This is a genomic window from Pseudomonas sp. AM4(2022) (assembly GCF_036346515.1).
Classification (GTDB): domain Bacteria; phylum Pseudomonadota; class Gammaproteobacteria; order Pseudomonadales; family Pseudomonadaceae; genus Aquipseudomonas; species Aquipseudomonas paracarnis.
This window is the reverse complement of the sequence record NZ_JAOTNW010000018.1, coordinates 48,525-67,730: the sequence shown is the minus strand read 5'-3', so window position 1 is coordinate 67,730 and position 19,206 is coordinate 48,525. Positions and strand designations below refer to the sequence as shown.

Annotated in this window: 5 protein-coding genes; 2 read left to right on the top strand and 3 right to left on the bottom strand. The window is 59.7% G+C overall.

Features of this window, described 5'->3' with window-relative positions; all coding sequences use genetic code 11:
- The first annotated feature begins 89 nt into the window (after positions 1-89).
- Positions 90-4,442, top strand: coding sequence for an SET domain-containing protein (locus tag ODQ19_RS21735; RefSeq protein ID WP_330211166.1), 4,353 nt, complete (start codon positions 90-92; stop codon positions 4,440-4,442).
- Between the two features lie 17 nt (positions 4,443-4,459).
- Here ODQ19_RS21735 and ODQ19_RS21730 read toward each other — a convergent pair whose 3' ends face one another.
- Together ODQ19_RS21730 and ODQ19_RS21725 are read right to left on the bottom strand one after the other, a co-directional pair.
- The gene (locus tag ODQ19_RS21730; protein WP_330211194.1) at positions 4,460-5,485 is read right to left on the bottom strand and encodes an acyltransferase family protein; all 1,026 of its coding nucleotides are present in this window, start codon (positions 5,483-5,485) and stop codon (positions 4,460-4,462) included.
- An 82-nt stretch (positions 5,486-5,567) separates the two neighbouring features.
- Positions 5,568-7,859, bottom strand: coding sequence for a fatty acid cis/trans isomerase (locus ODQ19_RS21725; protein WP_330211165.1), 2,292 nt, complete (start codon positions 7,857-7,859; stop codon positions 5,568-5,570).
- A 166-nt stretch (positions 7,860-8,025) separates the two neighbouring features.
- Here ODQ19_RS21725 and metH point away from each other — a divergent pair, with 166 nt between their 5' ends.
- Positions 8,026-11,736 carry a methionine synthase gene (gene metH / locus ODQ19_RS21720; RefSeq protein WP_330211164.1) on the top strand — a complete coding sequence of 1,237 codons (3,711 nt, stop codon included), beginning with the start codon at positions 8,026-8,028 and terminating at the stop codon, positions 11,734-11,736.
- A 31-nt stretch (positions 11,737-11,767) separates the two neighbouring features.
- On the opposite strand, the gene ODQ19_RS21715 is transcribed toward metH, so the two are convergent.
- Positions 11,768-19,018 carry an NEL-type E3 ubiquitin ligase domain-containing protein gene (locus ODQ19_RS21715; protein WP_330211163.1) on the bottom strand — a complete coding sequence of 2,417 codons (7,251 nt, stop codon included), beginning with the start codon at positions 19,016-19,018 and terminating at the stop codon, positions 11,768-11,770.
- Between the last annotated feature and the right edge of the window lie 188 nt (positions 19,019-19,206).

Genomic DNA, 19,206 nt, shown 5'->3' with positions numbered 1-19,206 from the left:
TGCAAAAACCTGTGCCTACCTATATAGCCCCCGCGCAAAGCCCGGCTCAATAGAGTGAATCCTCTTCGACTACGGATTGTGAGGATTGCATGAATAACGCGTTGCAGGGTTTCTATTTCAAGAGCTTGCCAGAACAGCAAGCGCATCTGGACCATCTGATTGATTTCGTGACCGCACAAAGCTCACTGACGGCATCCGCCGCCGAGGTTTACTACTCCCCGCCGCACAACAGCGAACTGCATCGCGAGTGCAAGGAAGCCTTTCGGGTCCTTGGGAAACTGGAAGACGATGAAGACTTTCAGCGGTTCCTGCGGGAAAAGCCCGAACCGGATAACTCCATTCTGGGCCGGGACTTTCTTTACGACCTGCTCTCCACCCTGTTCAGCAGTGCGCGCTCACCGATACCCGACCCCGCCGAGACGTTCAGCATCACCGATCACTCGGTGATCCTGCGCCATGTGCCCACCTATTGGTACATCGACGCCGACGTGTTGCTGGATATCAACCGGCGTGTGGGTAACGGCCTCAAAAGCGACGGTTCGGTGCGGTTCGATCTGGTACTCAAGTATTACTCGATCATCCCCGCACGCCCCAAAACCCGCGAGCAGTGGAAAGCGGTTCTCGCTGGCTTGCAGGAACACCACACCCTGAAAAAACTCGGACACGAAGGCAATCTCAGCGACTTGCAGCACTTGCTGGATGCGCCTGCCGACCAGAAGATCAAGGAGGTTATCCGCCAGATCGAAACACACACCCGTCAATCGCTGTTCCGTCATGTATTGCCCGAAACATTTACCGCCTCACAGCAGGACATGCTCGCCACCACCCCCACCGTCTTGCTTGAGCAATTGCTCAATAGCCCCGATAACCTGGCGCTGGGCGAGCGGATCGCCAAGGCCTTGGACTGGTATGGCAGCCAAAAGGAGGAAATCTGCCCGGGCCCGGTACGGGTGAAATTACTGTGGCGCGCATTGTGGCTGACGATCATTCCCAGCACCGACTCGCTGATTGACAACGAATTGAAGCTATTCATTGCGTCTGGCGCGTCTTATTCGTCGATCCGCCAATCCTTGATCAGCCGCTATGAACATAGCTTGTCGATCAGCGCTGACGCGGCACAATTGGCGGTGTGCGTCCTCAAGGCCAATGTTGCCAGCGAGGTCTGGGTGGCCGATATTCCCGATGACCTGCCCTACGCTGTCACCAATACCTGGGTCAACTTCAGAAGCGGCTTTCTCCTGGCCGAAGCGTGTGCACCCGGCTCATCGCGGCACATGAGCTTTGAGCAGTTGCTTAACCTGGCGGCGGAACATTTTCGCGTCAGTGAGGGCGACGTCAAACAGCAGGCGCTGGTCGCTGCCGCCAGGCTGGCCCCTACTGTCCAATGGGCACAAGCCAACGGCCTGATTGCCAGCCGAGCGTCGGGCCACTCCCGGGATGAGCTCACCCAGGCCGTCAACGCACTGGAGCAGCATGAATATGAGATGTTCAACGCGGTTCATAACCTCAAACTCAACCTGCCCAGCCGTTGGCGCTTTGCCTCGGACACGGAGTACGACAAAGCCTTTCGCGAAGCCCTTGAGGTGCCGAGAAACGCCTACAAGACCTTAATCCAATCACTGCTTGCGCACCTGGGCAGTGCGACCCTGGACGTGGATCAGGACGAGATCACCGTGTATTCATTAAGAGAAGCCCTGAACAAGGTGCCCATCGAATATGAAACCAAAGCCAAGACCGATGCCGTTCGTTACCGGACAGGTTTTATCCTGCGCATCGTCAAGCCCCGCTCGCCCTTCCATCCCATCTACGTCGAGGTATTCCCCTTCGCCGGCCTACTGCGTCGACGCAAAGACCTGCAGAGCCTACCGCTGAACGGCAAAGTGGTAGAGCTACGCGACGCCATGAGCTGGGACAAGTACAGGCTGGCCACCGAAGTGCCGTTTGATCGCGAGGCTTACCGCGAGAACAAAGCGCCCAGGCCAGGCAAAAAAGCTGAGTTGATCGTTGAACAAGTCGGCGAGACACTGCCTGGCATCGACGCTGGGCCGCGTATCCAATCGTTCGCGCCCAACACGCTGTATGCGCCGCGCAGTGAAACCCTGGCGAGCATGATTGCCCGTGAGCTGTTTTTCTGCGATGAACAAGCCCTCCTCGAAAAAACCCGTAAAGACACGCGGAACGTGGACATCCCCGCTGAGGTACTCGAAGACTTGGCGTTCTGGGGCAAGATTTTTATCCCGCTTTGGGGCGGTATCGACGACATCGCTTCCGGCGCCCCCCAACGCATCAAATCAGGCGTCGCCAGCCTGTTCATTGACATCGTAGCTTTCGCGTTGCCGGTGGGGCGGTATGTGGCCGGTTCTACCCGCCTGCTTGTCCAGGCAGGCAAGACCGGGCTGCGCCTGGCGCTGCCTAAACTCGCGAAACTGACCGGCAAACTGGTGATTGCCACACTCCAGGAACTCAACCCCCTGGCCGCCCTGCCCAGCCTGCTCAGGCTCGCACGCTTTGGTTTGCTCAAGCTGGGCCACAAACTGATGCGCCAGGCAAAACGGGGTATTGCCCAACTGCGCGATGGGACGATCGCCGCAAGGCACATGCGCTCGGTTGACCCTGACAGCTGGAAACCGCTGCAGGCAGGCGATCAACTGTTTACCGTGGACGGCTTGGCCAATGTTCCGATGCGCAACGTCGGTAGCCTCGACGCGCCGGATTATCGCTTGATCGATACCGCCTCCAATACAGCCTTCGGGCCGCGCTTTAGAGAGCCGATCACAGTCATCAGCAACAGCAGCCCGTTGATCCGTCAGTACGCGGTTGACCCTGAGTTGATCAGAGGCCTCAAGCCCGACGCGCGCGGTATCTTCTCCCGAGCGGACTACAACCAGAAGTTCATCTGTAATGTCGACGACAAGGGCAAAATCGCGGTGTACCAGGTGCGCGATAACTCCTATGGGTTCATTCAGGAGGCCGCCGCGGGCGCCGACAACAGCTTTTCGATCTTACTGGTCAATCCAAAGACCAACCGGGATTTGTCGATCACGCTGTCGTCGGTTGAGCCCGGTCATTGGTATTCAGACCCGATCAAGCTCACGGGCGGCGCGCCGGATGCCCCAAGCGTGGTAACGCCCTCAGTGCTGTTGAAATGGACCGAGGTCAGTGAAGACGCCCTGAAAAAAACCATGGACAACTTCGTCAGCACTTACAACCTGGACCCCAGCGCCTTTCGGCAATTTGTCAGTAGCCGCAACACCCTGACGCCCAGGGGCCAACTGATGCTGGACCGTGCGGGAACCGCCCGCACCAGCGTTACCTACGATCACATCGAGCGCTGGAGCAAGACGTCCCAGCGCGAGCGCAACAACCTCACCCTTGAAGGCTTCGCCGCCGACCATAACCTGGATCCGGTGGCCTTTGCCGACCACGTAAACCCTGATGGCACCTATAAAGCGGCAGGCAAAGTACTCGCCAAATACGCCAGGGGTGAGCAGTTCAACGCTCTGAAATCCAAACACCTGCAAGAGTGGAACAAGCACTACAACGCCACCAATTCAAGGGTGTCCATGCACGCATTTGTCGAGCAGAACAACCTCAACCCGGTTATCTGGAGCAACTACGTCAATGACAATGGCAGCATGACCCGCGCCGGTAGAGAAAGGTGGCTGTTCGGACAAAGAAGCCCGCTGGACGAGCCCGTGGCCAGGAAACGGCCCGCCCCGCCCACTGCAGGCAGCTCAAAACGTCCGCGGCTGGAGGACGACGCCACACCCACGCGGCACCGATCCACCTCGATCACGGCGTCTTTTGATCATAAAATCAACAATAATGCGCCGATTCTGCAAGACCCCAACGACGTCAGGCGCAGCTTGACCCTTGAACTTGAAGGTCCGTTGCAAAACATTGAGATCAGCGACGCCAACCAGTTTTTTGACGAGTTCACCGGCCTGCAGCATGTCGAAGTCAAGGAGGCTGCGACCAAAAGCATTCGTGAATGGATCGCCAAGGAGGGCAGCCACCATCGCCGGCTTGATCGCCTGCTGGAGGTCAAGAAATTGGCGGACGGCCCGGAACGAGGCCTTTCGGTGGTGGCCAGAACCGATATAAAACGCTTCGATGTTCTTGGGCCTTACACCGGCAAGCTGCATCTGGATCAAGCCTCGATCGATACCGAGATACTGGAAAAAGGTGAAACGGCCGTCGGCACGTATTTATTCCAAACCCACACTCATGGCGCGACTATCAGCGGCCACGGTAACAGCAATACGCTGAGCCTGATCAATGCGGTCAAGGTGCCCAACCTGCCCGACGTTGGCATCGAAAATGTCGGCGCCCTGTATGTAGGCAAATACATGGTGTTTCTAGTTGCTTGGCGGGATATCCCTGCCGGGACCGAGTTGCTGATGGACTATGGGAAAGCCTACTGGAAGTACATGAGGCCTTGAGACCAACAGCGCCAGTCCTAATGCTGTTGCTTGGAAAAGGGTACCGATTCATCAAGGCCAAACCAGTGCTTGAGCCTGCGATGGGTGCCCTTCTCCAACCAGTGGTAGCTGGCCAATGAACCCAGCGCGATGAAAACGACGCACACCGGCACTAGCGTGTAGGGGTCTATCCCCCCGTGCTCAATGGCCCAGCGTCCAACGCACAGCACCAGTACGTGAAGCAGATACACCGAGTAAGAGCAGTCCCCCAGCAGCTTTATCAAGCGCGAACCATGGAAGTAAGGCTCCAGCGCCACGCAACTGATCACCAACACGGCGCTGGGCACTCCCCATTCCAATACTCGGGGTACATCCGCGCCATGGTAAATCGCCGCCAATGCCGCGACGACACCCAGCAACGCCAGCCACGGCCTGGCCCGGCACAGACCGCGGCGGTAGAGCATGCCGATCGCCACGCCCAGGAGAAATTCCAGGACAATGTCATCACGGTAAAACCCGTCGGCCAAGTCAAAGGCGGGGCCAATGACGTAGCACAGCAGATACAGCAGCGCCGCCACCACCCACAGCCGATAGGCTTCACGCACCAGCAGCGCAACAGCGAACAGGCAGTAGAACAGCATCTCGAAATTCAGCGTCCAGCCCACATCCAGCAGTGGATACACGCCGTAGCCCGCCGGGGTTTGCGCGGGGATAAAGAGCATCGACAGGAGCACATGACCCCGTTCTAGCTGAACGTCTGGAAACATCCAGGGCATGGCCGTGACCAGCACAGCCAAAAGCAGGGTATAGAACCAGTACGCCGGAGCAATCCTGGCCACCCGCATCAGCATGAAGCGCCAAGGCGTGAGTGCTTTGTCGGCGCTCGCGAGGAAAATCACCAAGCCGCTGATGACGAAGAATACGTCCACCCCGGCGGCGCCCTTTTCGACCAACAGGTCCTCCAAGGCGTTGTGGGCCTCGAAGTTAAAAAACAGCTGCATGACGTGGTGACCCACCACAAGCCATGCCGCCAGCGCGCGTAGCAACTGCACTGAAATCAACATCGGCATACCTTTTCCAGTCCGTAGGTAGATATCCGACTGCTTCAGCCCCCGCGTGGAGAAATGACCGGATCAATGCACTTAGTTATAAGTTCTCGTAGCGGTTCATGTCCAATACGCCCTCTTCCACCGGCGTGGTTTCATGGATGTATTGCGACAAGTCGTGGAAATACTGCCAGAACAACGGGTGACTGCGGCGCACACCCCAGCGGTCGACGATTTTCTCGAAACTTTTGGCGTCCTTGGCCTGCTCCATCTGCGCGACAAACTCAGGCACCTGCCGGGCCGGGATATTGAACATGAAGTTCGGGTAGCTGCTGAGCACGCCGGGGTAAATGGTCACCGTGTCCAGGCCCGGCTGATAGCGATACGCCTCACCCAGCAGGAACGCCACGTTACTGTGGGCACGGTTGCGCAGCAGGCTGTAGACCTCGCGCTTGCCGCTGGCGGTTTCGATGCGCAGCATCGTGGCTTCGGGCAACTGCTCGATCACCTTGAGCCCCGCGGCCGGGCGCGAGGTCAGGCGGCTCAACGCTTGTTCGGCATCCTGCAAGGCCGGGTCGATGCCGTCGCGGGAGCAGAACGCGCCGCTGCAGCGGTTGATCGGGTCGGGGCTGGCGTTCAAATGGCCGTAGCGGGTCAGCAACTGGTTGGCGAAGTCACGCTTGGGGTCTTTCTCGCTCAGGTGCAAACCACTGGCCTTATCATCGTCAATCGCCTCGTAGTCCAGCCACAGCTTGAGCTTGCCGCTGTTCTGGTACCAGTCGTCCATGAAGTCTTCGCGGGTGTCGGCGGGCATCAGGCGCAGGAAGTTCTGCTCGGCGCCATTGCGGATCAGGTCGAAATACAGGCGGGTCTGGGCCTGGTGCGAGACGTTGCCGAACACATCGAAATTCACCGCCAACTGGTAATAGGTGCGTTCCAGCAGCGGGTAGTCGAACAGCCACATCGTCTGCGGGACCTCGCCAATCAGGCCCTTGGTCACCGAGGCGCTGTCGAAATGACGGAAAATGCTCAACAACGCATTGTCATTGCCCGCCCACAACGTCGGCCAGCTCGGCGCGGGCAAGTCTGCATAGTTGTCACGGCGCAAGGCTTCGTACTGGTTGCGCTTGTCGCGATAGGCCAGCCACAGGCTCAGCACACTGCCCACGTCGTCATTCTGCCCGGGCATGGCCAGCAACGGCGTGGCCTGGCCGCGATAACGCGCATCGGTGATGTACAGGTCGTGGTCGGGGTCCTGGAACAGCGTCCAGAAGTTATCGCGGATCACATCCGTGGCGATCTGCCCACGGCACACCGGCCCGCGAATGAAGGTACGCACGAAGTACTCAGCGTTATCGAGCATGAATTGGTAGCGCGCTTTAGCCGGGATCGCCTCGAATGTCGCGAACGGGTTGGCGCGGCTGCCGGGGCCATAGCCTGGCAAGGCCGTGACTTGCCAGTTGCCGGCATAGAACAACGCCTTGATCCGCGCCATCTTCGCCGCGCTGAAGGGGTAAGTGATGTGAGTTTTATGCACGATCACACCCTGCACCGGCCACAGGCGGTAGTACACCTGGGTGCCTGGGTCGTCGTTGGGGCGACGGGTGGCGATCAGGTCAATCGGCTGGCCACTGGGCGTACGCGAACGCACCCACTGGAAGTAATGCCCCGGCTCGCCGTTCTCGAAATAGATATGCGCCAGGAACAAATGCTCGAACAGCCAGCGCGCCACTAGGCTTTCACGGGCGCCCGGCTGGTTGAACAGGTTTTCCCACTGTTGCACTTGCAACGCTTCCCTGGCGCTCGGCGCCAGGCCCTGCTCGTCAATCGGCGCGCCGGAGGCCAGCCAGCGTTGCAAAGTCTGGTATTGCTGGTCGGTCAGGCCGGTAACCGCCAGCGGCATGCCTTCCTTGGGGTGAGCGCCGGCATAGGCACTGAACTCGCCGGGCGTTGCGCACATATTTTCGCGGTTGAGCCCCAGTACAATGTTGTCGGGCAGCTTGGCATTGGGCGCCAGCGGTGCGTTGTGCCCCAGCTCCAGCATGCGCGCCATCAGCGCAGCCTGGCTGCCCTGGGCGTCCAGCACCGAATAGAAGCCCTTCTGCTGCCACGCCTGCTTACCGAATGCGTCATAAAACAAACGGGTGGTTGGCGTGGCCTGGCTGCGCTCACCGTCATACACCGGCATCTTGCTGGCGCCCCGCGCTGCGCCCTCGGCGCTGCCCAGGTTGAGCTGGCACGCGGAGTCATAGCAGGCATGGCAGGCCACACACTTTTGCGTAAAGATCGGTTGGATGTCGCGGGTGTAGGAAATCGCCGAAGCGGGACCTTCCGCCTGAGCGCTGCTGGCTATCAAGGCCAGGACGGCGCTGACGATTAGACGAAGTGACATGTATCCGGTCCCGATTCAAGGCATGCGGTGTTTGAAGTGGCGTGATTCTACCGGGCCATGCCCCCAAGCAACATGAGCGATATTCATGCAAAAGCTCAACATGCTCCAAAAGCCCGCAGGTTTGTTATGATTCACGCCCTCCGAAATGCCTGACCAGAGTAGTCCCATGTCCGACCGAAGCGTTCGTCTGCAAGCCCTTCACCACGCCCTCAAGGAACGTATCCTGATCCTGGACGGTGGCATGGGCACGATGATCCAGAGCTATAAGCTCGAGGAGCAGGACTACCGTGGCAAACGCTTCGCCGATTGGCCGAGCGACGTCAAGGGCAACAACGACCTGCTGGTGCTCACCCGCCCCGACGTGATTGGCGGCATCGAGAAGGCGTACCTGGACGCTGGCGCCGATATTCTGGAAACCAACACCTTCAACGCCACGCGCATCTCCATGGCCGACTACGGCATGGAAGAGCTGGCCTATGAACTGAACGTGGAAGGCGCGCGCCTGGCGCGCAAAGTCGCCGACGCCAAGACCCACGAAAACCCGGCCAAGCCGCGCTTCGTGGCCGGCGTGCTGGGCCCGACCAGCCGCACCTGCTCGCTGTCACCGGACGTGAATAACCCCGGCTACCGCAACGTGACCTTCGATGAACTGGTGGAAAACTACACCGAGGCCACCCAGGGCCTGATCGAAGGCGGCGCCGACCTGATCCTGATCGAAACCATCTTCGACACCCTCAACGCCAAGGCCGCGATCTTTGCCGTGCAGGGCGTGTTCGAAGCCCTGGGTATCGAACTGCCGATCATGATTTCCGGCACCATCACCGACGCGTCCGGCCGTACCCTGTCGGGCCAGACCACTGAAGCGTTCTGGAACTCCGTGGCCCACGCCAAGCCGATCTCGGTCGGTTTGAACTGTGCCCTCGGCGCCAGTGAACTGCGCCCCTACCTGGAAGAGTTGTCGAACAAGGCCAACACCCATGTGTCGGCGCACCCGAACGCTGGCCTGCCCAACGAGTTCGGCGAGTACGATGAACTGCCGTCAGAAACCGCCAAGGTCATCGAAGAGTTCGCCCAAAGTGGCTTCCTGAACATCGTCGGCGGTTGCTGCGGCACTACGCCGGGGCATATCGAAGCCATCGCCAAGGCCGTGGCCGGGTATGCGCCGCGCCCGATCCCGGACATTCCCAAGGCCTGCCGCCTGTCGGGCCTCGAGCCGTTCACCATCGATCGCAGCTCGTTGTTCGTCAACGTCGGCGAGCGCACCAACATCACCGGCTCGGCCAAATTCGCCCGGCTGATCCGTGAAGACAACTACACCGAAGCCCTTGAAGTTGCCCTGCAGCAGGTGGAAGCCGGCGCCCAGGTGATCGACATCAACATGGACGAGGGCATGCTGGATTCGAAGAAGGCCATGGTGACCTTCCTCAACCTGATCGCCGGCGAACCGGACATCTCCCGCGTACCCATCATGATCGACTCCTCCAAGTGGGAGGTGATCGAAGCGGGCCTCAAGTGCATCCAGGGCAAGGGCATCGTCAACTCCATCAGCATGAAAGAAGGCGTGGAGCAGTTCATTCATCACGCCAAGCTGTGCAAGCGCTACGGCGCGGCTGTGGTGGTGATGGCGTTCGACGAAGCCGGCCAGGCCGATACCGAAGCGCGCAAGAAAGAAATCTGTAAACGCTCCTACGACATCCTGGTCGATGAAGTCGGCTTCCCGCCGGAAGACATCATCTTCGACCCGAACATCTTCGCGGTCGCCACCGGTATCGAAGAGCACAACAACTACGCCGTCGACTTTATCAATGCCTGTGCCTATATCCGCGACGAACTGCCCTACGCGCTGACCTCCGGTGGCGTGTCCAACGTGTCGTTCTCGTTCCGCGGCAACAACCCGGTGCGCGAGGCGATCCACTCGGTGTTCCTGCTGTATGCGATCCGCAGCGGACTGACCATGGGCATCGTCAACGCCGGCCAGCTGGAGATTTACGACCAGATCCCGGCCGAACTGCGCGATGCGGTGGAAGACGTGGTACTCAACCGCACGCCGGAAGGCACCGACGCCCTGCTCGCCATTGCCGACAAGTACAAGGGCGACGGCAGCGTCAAGGAAGCCGAGACCGAGGAATGGCGTGGCTGGGAGGTCAACAAGCGCCTGGAGCATGCGCTGGTCAAGGGCATCACCACGCACATTGTCGAAGACACCGAGGAATCGCGCCTATCGTTTGCGCGCCCGATCGAAGTGATCGAAGGCCCGCTGATGTCGGGTATGAACATCGTCGGCGACCTGTTTGGCGCCGGTAAGATGTTCCTGCCCCAGGTGGTGAAATCCGCCCGCGTGATGAAGCAGGCGGTGGCGCACTTGATCCCGTTCATCGAGCTGGAAAAAGGCGATAAGCCCGAAGCCAAGGGCAAGATCCTGATGGCCACGGTCAAGGGCGACGTGCATGACATCGGCAAGAACATTGTCGGCGTGGTGCTGGGTTGCAACGGCTATGACATCGTCGACCTGGGCGTGATGGTACCGGCGGAGAAGATCCTGCAGGTGGCCAAGGAGCAGAAGTGCGACATCATCGGCCTGTCCGGGCTGATCACGCCGTCCCTGGACGAAATGGTGCACGTGGCCCGCGAGATGCAGCGCCAGGACTTCCACCTGCCCTTGATGATCGGCGGCGCCACCACCTCCAAGGCGCACACGGCGGTGAAGATCGAGCCCAAGTACAGCAACGACGCAGTGATCTACGTCACCGACGCCTCGCGCGCGGTGGGCGTGGCGACGCAGTTGCTGTCCAAGGAATTGAAGGCCGGTTTCGTCGAGAAGACCCGCCTGGAATACATCGACGTGCGCGAACGCACCTCCAACCGCAGCGCGCGCACCGAGCGCCTGAGCTACCCGGCCGCCATCGCCAAGAAGCCGCAGTTCGACTGGGCTACTTACACGCCGGTGGTCCCGACCTTTACCGGTGCCAAGGTGCTGGACAATATCGACCTCAAGGTGCTGGCCGAATACATCGACTGGACGCCGTTCTTCATCTCCTGGGATTTGGCCGGCAAGTTCCCGCGCATCCTCACCGATGAGGTGGTAGGTGAAGCGGCTACCGCGCTGTATGCCGACGCCCAGGAAATGCTCAAGAAGCTGATCGACGAAAAACTCATCAGCGCCCGCGCCGTATTTGGCTTCTGGCCGACCAACCAGGTGCAGGACGATGACCTGGAAGTCTACGGCGACGACGGCCAGCCGATTGCCAAGCTGCATCACCTGCGCCAGCAGATCATCAAGACCGACGGCAAGCCAAACTTCTCCCTGGCTGACTTCGTGGCGCCAAAAGACAGCGGCGTGACCGACTACATCGGTGGCTTTATCACCACCGCCGGCATCGGCGCCGAAGAAGTCGCCAAGGCGTATCAAGATGCCGGCGACGACTACAACTCGATCATGGTCAAGGCCCTCGCCGACCGCCTCGCCGAAGCCTGCGCCGAATGGCTGCACCAGCAGGTGCGCAAAGAACACTGGGGTTACGCCAAGGACGAGCAACTGGACAACGAGGCGTTGATCAAAGAGCAATACAGCGGCATCCGCCCCGCCCCCGGCTACCCGGCGTGCCCGGACCACACCGAAAAGGCCCAGCTGTTTCAACTGCTGGACCCCGAAGCCCGCGAAATGCATGCCGGGCGTAGCGGTGTGTTCCTCACCGAACACTATGCGATGTTCCCGGCCGCGGCGGTCAGCGGCTGGTACTTTGCCCACCCGCAAGCGCAATACTTCGCCGTGGGCAAGGTCGACAAGGACCAGGTCGCCAGCTACACCGCTCGCAAAAGCCAGGACCTGAGCGTAACCGAACGTTGGTTGGCGCCGAACCTGGGGTACGACAACTGAAGTCAGTCATCGTCCGCAGATCAACGCTGGCTCACGGGCGCCAGGACGGGCCCGGTTGAGGTGACGCCGGGTCAGCCGGCGCAATGCCCGCCAACCGTTGTATCTCCGACCGGGACAGCGCCATCAATTTCAAGTTACGCGCCGTAGCCCGCTCTACCTCCATCCGGGTCAGTGCTTGGCTATAGCGCTCCATGCTCTCGGTATCTCCCCGTTCGCTATGCTCGTCCTCCAATGCCTCATATTTTTGTGCGAGCTCGTTGGCGAGCGCATCGAACTGCTCGGGGTAGCGCTCTTCCAAGTACCGCACCCAGTAATCACGGGAAATCAGATGTTCGACAAACTCATCGGTGCTCTCTGCGGCCATTATTTGCGCCCGGGCTCGTATCTGGCGCGCCCCCTCAATAGGCCGTCCATAGGCCATGTGTACCGGTTGCCCAGGTAATGCCAGGCCGTCAGGCCAGCCGTGCGTCAAGCCGATTCGATACTTCAAGCGTTCTTCAGCACGATCCAGGCCGACTCCCGCCGCCTCTGCCAATTGATCGACGCGATTCAACCGAAACAACTGCCGCGACAGGTCCAGCAACGCCCTCCCCCGAAGGTCGATACTTTGCGAAGGAATACCGCGCAAAGCACGATACTCGAATACCCGTACTTCCATCTCACTGAACGTGAGAATTCGACCATCGATACAAGTTCCGTGAGTTTCGGCTTCGATAAACAAGGTGGCGCGCAGCTCGGTATTTTCTGCGGCGGCCTCAATAACGTCCCATACCCGTTGTGTGAGGCTTGCGCGACCGAGACTGAACTCCGTGGTCAGGCGCAGCCTTGAAATCAGCAGGAAAAACCGATCATGGTCTTGCGCTTGTGCCAGTTGATTCCATAGTTCGGTTCGGTGCTTCACCAATTGCGGGCTGGCATTGGCCAGCCAGGGCTCCAGTGATGACGGCGCAACATTGAGCTGCGGATCAAGCAAAACCTCCGCAGGCAGAACAGCGGCGTGCCCGTCACTGTCATCGCCGTCCGAGTCCGAGTCCGAGTCCGAATCGCCATCGGAACCTGAGTCTGAACTGGAGTCAGAATCGGATTCCAGTCGCCGCAACCTGCGATCCAGTTCGGCTCGCGAAAACCCCATCACCTCTGTACGCTCCCGTGCGTCGGCATAATCGCGCATCTGGCGCAGATTTTCGGGCAACAGCTCATGGTTATCGGACAGGTCAGTGCCTGAAACCAGGCTGTCATGATTACCATCGAGCAGTTCATCAGGAAAGCGGGTCAACTCGTTGCCACTCAGGTTCAGCGTGGTCAAATGCTGAGCGTCCAATGCCCCGGCCGGCCAATGCGAAATGCGGTTGTAGCTCAGGTCCAGGGTCTGTAGGCCACTGAATGCCTGGGTGTCGAATGCTTCCAGGTTGTTGTGGCTCAAGTCCAGCCCGCGTAAACGCTCACCGTCCACTCGGTCAACGAGTGAGGAAGCATCCGTGAACGTGTTGGCCGCCAGCTCCAGGCGTTCAAGGTGGCCCAGGTGCTGAACCGCGTCGGGCAGTGCCGCCAGTTCATTACCGCTGAGCACCAAACGACGCAACTGGGCGAAACCACTCAGAAACCCGTTGGAGCCTTGAGCCGATAGTTTGACCCCCGTCAGGTTGAGGGAATGCACGTGGGGAAAAGGCACGACCAGTTCGGGCAGATCGCCGGTTTGCAAGCCCTGCAGGCTCAGTTCCTCAATCACAGCGCCCGTACGCCCCGCCGGCACGCCTTGCTGCCAGGACGAGCGGATGAACCCTGCGGCAGGCCCACGACTTTGCGCGCTGATGACGCCTGCGGAAGTACGCACCTCCCGGATAAAAAGCCAACCATTCAACTGCCGCGTCAGTGCCTCGTCGTCTTGATGCCATTGGCTGAGCTGCGTATCGATTTGCCCGTCATCCATGCCTGTATCACGCAGTTGCCCAACCCGATGCGCAGCTTGCTCCTCGGTCAGGGTCGCATCCAAGCGTTGCAGGCGTGCGGCATACCCCGCAGTGCCTTCGAGGCCAGCAGCGTCCTCAAGCAGCGGCAACAAGTGCGTGCTGATCGAGGCCGCCGTCTCCGTCTGCGGAAATATCGGTGGTACAGGCTCAAGGGCAAAGCGGGTCAATGCGCCATCCGGCAATCCCTTGACCGCCTCGACCCGGCGCCGCGCGGCCTCCAACGCCGCTGCGCCCTCGGGGCTGAACGGGTTGCCCGTAAGCTCGGTGTACATCAGCGTATCCGGGTGAGCCAGAGCGGCGGGCGTCAGCGTCGTCAACTGATTGTCACGCAAATCCAGGCACGACAACTGCGTCAAGCCCTCGGCGCCCGTTGGCCATGCCTGCAGTTTCGTCTGCCGCAGGTTCAGCGCCGTCAGTTGCGTCATCGCACTGACGTCCAGTGTGCCCAGCAGATTGAACTGAAGATCCAGCACCTGCAGTTTTTTCAGCCCATTGAATTGAGCCTGCACCGCGGGTGTCACCACGATTTGGTTGTTGGACAAGTCCAGTCGCGTCAGCTCCGGCAGGCCGCCGGCTGCAATCGGCACTTCGGTGAGGCGGTTGTCACGTAGTTCAAGCGTTTGCACGCCATCGAACGCCTGAATAAAACCACGCACTTGATCGGCCGGCACGCCCTCCAACCAGCCCAGTTTCAACGTTTTCACATGGGAAAACGTGCCGGCCGGCAACACCGGCAACTCGCGGATTTTTTCATCACCGAAGGGCTCAAACAGCGATGGCCCCAGGTCCGGAAGTTCGAACTCGCTCACATCGGTCGCAATGCCATAGCGCTGGGACACGGCGCCCCGCCAGCTTTTCTCAAGAGCACGCAAGATACTGGTGTTTTGAGCCGTCCTCCAGCGATCCACCACGAACCGATTCCTGAACCCTGGGATGGCGGACGGTTGATAGAACTGCTTGAAAATTCCTGCGTGCTCCAAGCGCAGCAACTCAACCGCGCCCATCCTCGTTTGAGGGGTGTTCCACTTTCTCATGACCGCGTCAGTCATAAGCGTGCCACTACCGCCCCCTCCCATCAGCAGGTCCAACTCGCCGCGACTGTAACCCCGAACCATCTCATCCAGATTCGCCAGGTGCGGCCCGAAAGGCCCGGAGTAATTCTTGACATGCTCGTAGGCAGGCTTGAAAGCTTCATAGCTGAACTTCGACCAGTCCAGCGATAACCCGGCCCATAACCGCTCATGCCCGGTGTAGAGCTCAACGGGCAGCTCATAGATTGAAGTTTTGCTCAGGTCCAGTCGTTCAAGCCGCGCGAGCTTCTGAGCATACGCGGGCCATTTCATGGACACGTGGGGCGCTACGATTTTCAGTTTTTTCAACTGTTGCAGCGGCGTTAAATCCAGGGTGTCGAGCAGTTCGCCCTGGTGGCCGAAGTAGCCGAGTTCAAGCTGTTCAAGCCGGGTCAAGGCAGCCAGCCTTGACGGCAGTTCCGCAGCCGGTCGACGCGCATTCAAGGTTATCGACAGCTGTTTGAGCCCACTCATTTCGCTCAGCGCCTCGGGCACGTTTGCCAGTGAGAGGGGCACAGCCGGCGCTGTGACAGGGTGAGGCGAGGAATGGATCGAAAGTTTTTCAGTAGTGGGAAAATGCCGTAGAAACCCATCGATATTGCCGTCATGCAGGGCAGGTCCGGATACTGACAACTCACGCACGTGTGAAAAATTCGCTGGCAGCAGCGGCAAGGCCTCAAAAAGAGTCAAGGCCAGTGCATCGGCACCGGCTTCTGTCCCGACCAAGGGAGAACGCCTCCAACTGCGTTTGAGCGCTTCGCCTGCCAGGAAATTGTATTGACGGTGGGTAACTGCAGAGCGATTGACCCAGTGATCAATTGTCGAGTGCAGACGTGTGCGCTCTTTAAGAAGCTCTTTCAGCAGGCTGCTAATCTCCTGGGGGCTTTTACCAGCCCGGTAATGCCCAAGGAGGAATTCACCGACCTGCGCTTCGGTCAAGTCCGGATAGACTGTGCGCACAATGCCCGCGAGTACCGGAGGAACACTGCGACCCCGCCCACTGGCGTAATAGCCCAGCAATAGCTCGTTTACCCGTACCGGCGGTTTGAAGCTGCGCGCGGGCTTATCCAGCCACCCTGGCGCGTCGGCGCGATGAGCGTCCGCCTGTTCGATGACTTTCTGTTGCAGTTGCGTGTGTTGGCTGACCTGCGGCACGCCAAGGCTGCGGCGCGCGTCATCCGGCATGGCATGCATCAGCGAGGCGTAATAGTTGTCGCCTTCGGTGGGTACGCTATTGAGTTCCTCGCCCCGCTCATTGAACGCCTGATAACTGGGCCCTTGTTTAACCAGGTATTTTTTCTCGCTCGCGGTTTCTGCGCCGATGCTGTCGAGCAGCGCTCCGCTGATGCTGCCATCGCGCACTTCAAGGCGCAGCGTATCCGGCCAGCCCGGCAGCACTTGCAGGGTGTGCAGCGCCAGTCGGCGACTATCCGCCGAGGCCATCACCTCACTGCGCAACCCCGCGTAGGCACGCGCCAGGCGCCCTTGCCGAGCATACCAACGAGCCTCCTCCAGCATATTCAGGGGCACACGCTGAGTCGTGGCCAGCCGTTCAAGTTCACCGCCGCCGGCATGTTCCAACACCCCCAAGGCTGCCGACTCGCTGAGCCCCGGACAGGCGCGCTGCAGTAGCAGGACACGGCTGTCCACGGGTTCGGTCCCAGTGTAGATGCTGTCAAAAATCGCGGGCTTGCGCTGGCGGGCATACCCGGCAAGCTGCTGATTGAACTCCAGCTTCCTGGCATCGAAAAAACGCGCCGCCTGGGCGCCGAGTAACTGAGTGATCTCGGACTCATCCAGAGACAGCAGAATACGCGCAGGCACCTCACCGCCGAGGACATCGTGCCGGCTCAGTTGGATGGGCGGCTTAATAACAGCGCCCTTGACTGGACGCTGAACACCATACTTGACCGACTTGCCGGACAGCGCGATGTCCTCGAACACCTCCAGCACCCGGCCCTGCGGCCATTTCGGCATTTCCACGATCAACGGCAGCGCATACAAATACAGGTCATCAATCGGGCGTGTGCCCTCAAGCTGCTCTATTACCCGTGTCGCGTTCGCATCCGCCTTGAACAGACGCAAACTATCCAGCAGCTCGGGAGGTGCCACGGTATGATCCACGTGCATCTTGCGCAACGCGTTGTCGCTGACACCGCTGACATCGGCGATCTTGAGCAACTCCGGATCGGTGAACGCTTCGGTTTCATGCCCCATGCGACGCAACAGCGTCAGGCGGTCCCACTCCAACGGGCGCTCCAACGTATGCTGCCAGGCACCGCGGCCGTTATGCTCGAGAATCGGTTGGTAAGCCTGGGCATCGGTTGGGTGCTTGATCCGCCATTTGTTGAGCGACTCGTCGAAATACTGTTCGTAGACCTTATTGCCCTGGCGGATGTACGTCTTGCCGTCCTTCACATATTGCCCAAGGGTATTCGGACTTAGCTCGCTACCCACTATCACCGGGCTTTCATACCGGCTCAGGCTCGGCCTCCACAACCGCTCCTGGCCATCAGGGCGCGTGACCTCGCTCAGCGCTTCAATCACAGGCTCTGCCTTGGCCGCCCGCCACTTGCTGACTCCGGCGCCAACACCCGCCATCACTCCGATCAGCGCCAGGTTCTGCGCCACGTCGACCAGGTGCGCCTTGGCCGCCCGTCGGTCACCCTCGGCCCATTCAATCGAGCCTTCAAGGGTTTCATAGAGCAGTTGCCCGGCCATCACCACCATCATGACTTCGCCCAGCACCGGGACAAACATCGACACCACGTTCAACCCCAGCAGGCCGATCTCCAACAAAAACCCAAGCTTGGCCTCCCGCGCCCTGGCATCCACATCAGCCGTTGGCATGGCATGGGCACGGGCATCGGCAATCACCCGCTCGCGGTGTTGTTCATAGAGATAATTCCAGGGGTCGATGTTTTCCGCCCAAATGCCTTTTCCACGACGCAGTAGCGCCGAGGGGGCGAGGTAGGGATCGTCTTTGGGTACACGTTTGGGGGGAGCCTCAGGAGGCAACTCCTTGATGCCGACAGCCACCGACGTAAGCGGGTTAACGTCATTGATGAATCTGCCCCACGGCGATCGCCAGAAATCCGTGGTTGAACCGCCGGCTTCGTCGCTGAATTGGCTGAAGTAATAGGCTCTTTTGTCGAAAGGCACGAACCGACTGAAAAACACCTGGTAAGGCGTCGGCGTGGCATCACCGGGCCTGGAGGCATCCGGGGCGGTGAACAGGCGTTTGAACTCCGCTTCCATTTGCGACCAGCGATAACGCTTGAGCGGATGCTCCGGGTCCTGGGGGATGTAAACAATCAGCTCATCGGTGTAGCGGTATTTTTCGCTGATCACGAAGACCATCGTGCCCGTCATTCTCAGCTTCATCAGGCCCAGGGTTCTGAACCAGACTTGTTTGTCGCCCATCCAGGGATGAATGACCCCATCGATCACCGACAGGATCATCTGGTGATCTGCCGGCTCAATGTCCCCCGTCAAGAGCGCCTGTTCGGCGGCAGCCTTCAGGGCCGCCTTCTGGCTGGCAATAAAGTGCTCGCGAAGCGTGACGTGCGACGCCGCCGCCTCCGGGTAAAAAAAAGACTGCAAGTACGCCTGGTACTTGGCGCCGATATCCAGGCTGCGGCACAGGGTCAGAAACTGGCTGACCTTCAGGTTGACCGCCACCGAATGGTAGGTACCGGAGGTGCTGGTCGCCTCCACAAACCCCGAGGTTTTGTGGTATGCGCCTTCCTCGCACTCGTACTCTTCGAAGTTGTGCAGGGCGGCGTCAAGCATGGACAACTTCAAGACCTCGAAGGACGACACTTCTATTTCAAGCACCCCGAGCTCCAGTGGCCGCCGCAGACACAGCAAGGTTTTGTCGACATCGACTTCCACCTGATGCACATCCTTCAAAACCTTGAGCAGCAAGGACCGGGCGAAGGTTTCGACGTCCTGGAAGGTGGACATCGTTTTATCCAGTTGGGTCTGCGCGGTGAAGCTGGCAAGAAAACTGCTCGTCACCCGATTACGTTGCTCAGCCGTAGCGTTCTGGAACCAGGCAGGCAGTTGCGTGCTTGCGTCCTTGAGTGCCTGCTTGCGCTCAGGCGTTGCGTCGATCAGCCATTGGGGGCTGGCTTTCTCCAGGAAGTCGCCGTGCACGCTCTGCGTGGCAGCCAGTTTTACGTCCTTGGTTTTTTCGCTCGTGTGCAGCACGGGCGAAGAAGGTTGGGTTGAATCGACCATCGTGTCACTCCTTTGAAATGGAATGACAGCACATCACAGCCTTCACCACGCGAGGCGGTGCATATAGCAAGGCGGGAGGGGTTGCGTGCCATAACGCCCACCGCGATATCCCGATACCGCTGACGCCAGGACGAACTTCGATTTCCTAGAAGGACCGATCACCGGCCCGCTGACCCGGCAGCCAAAAA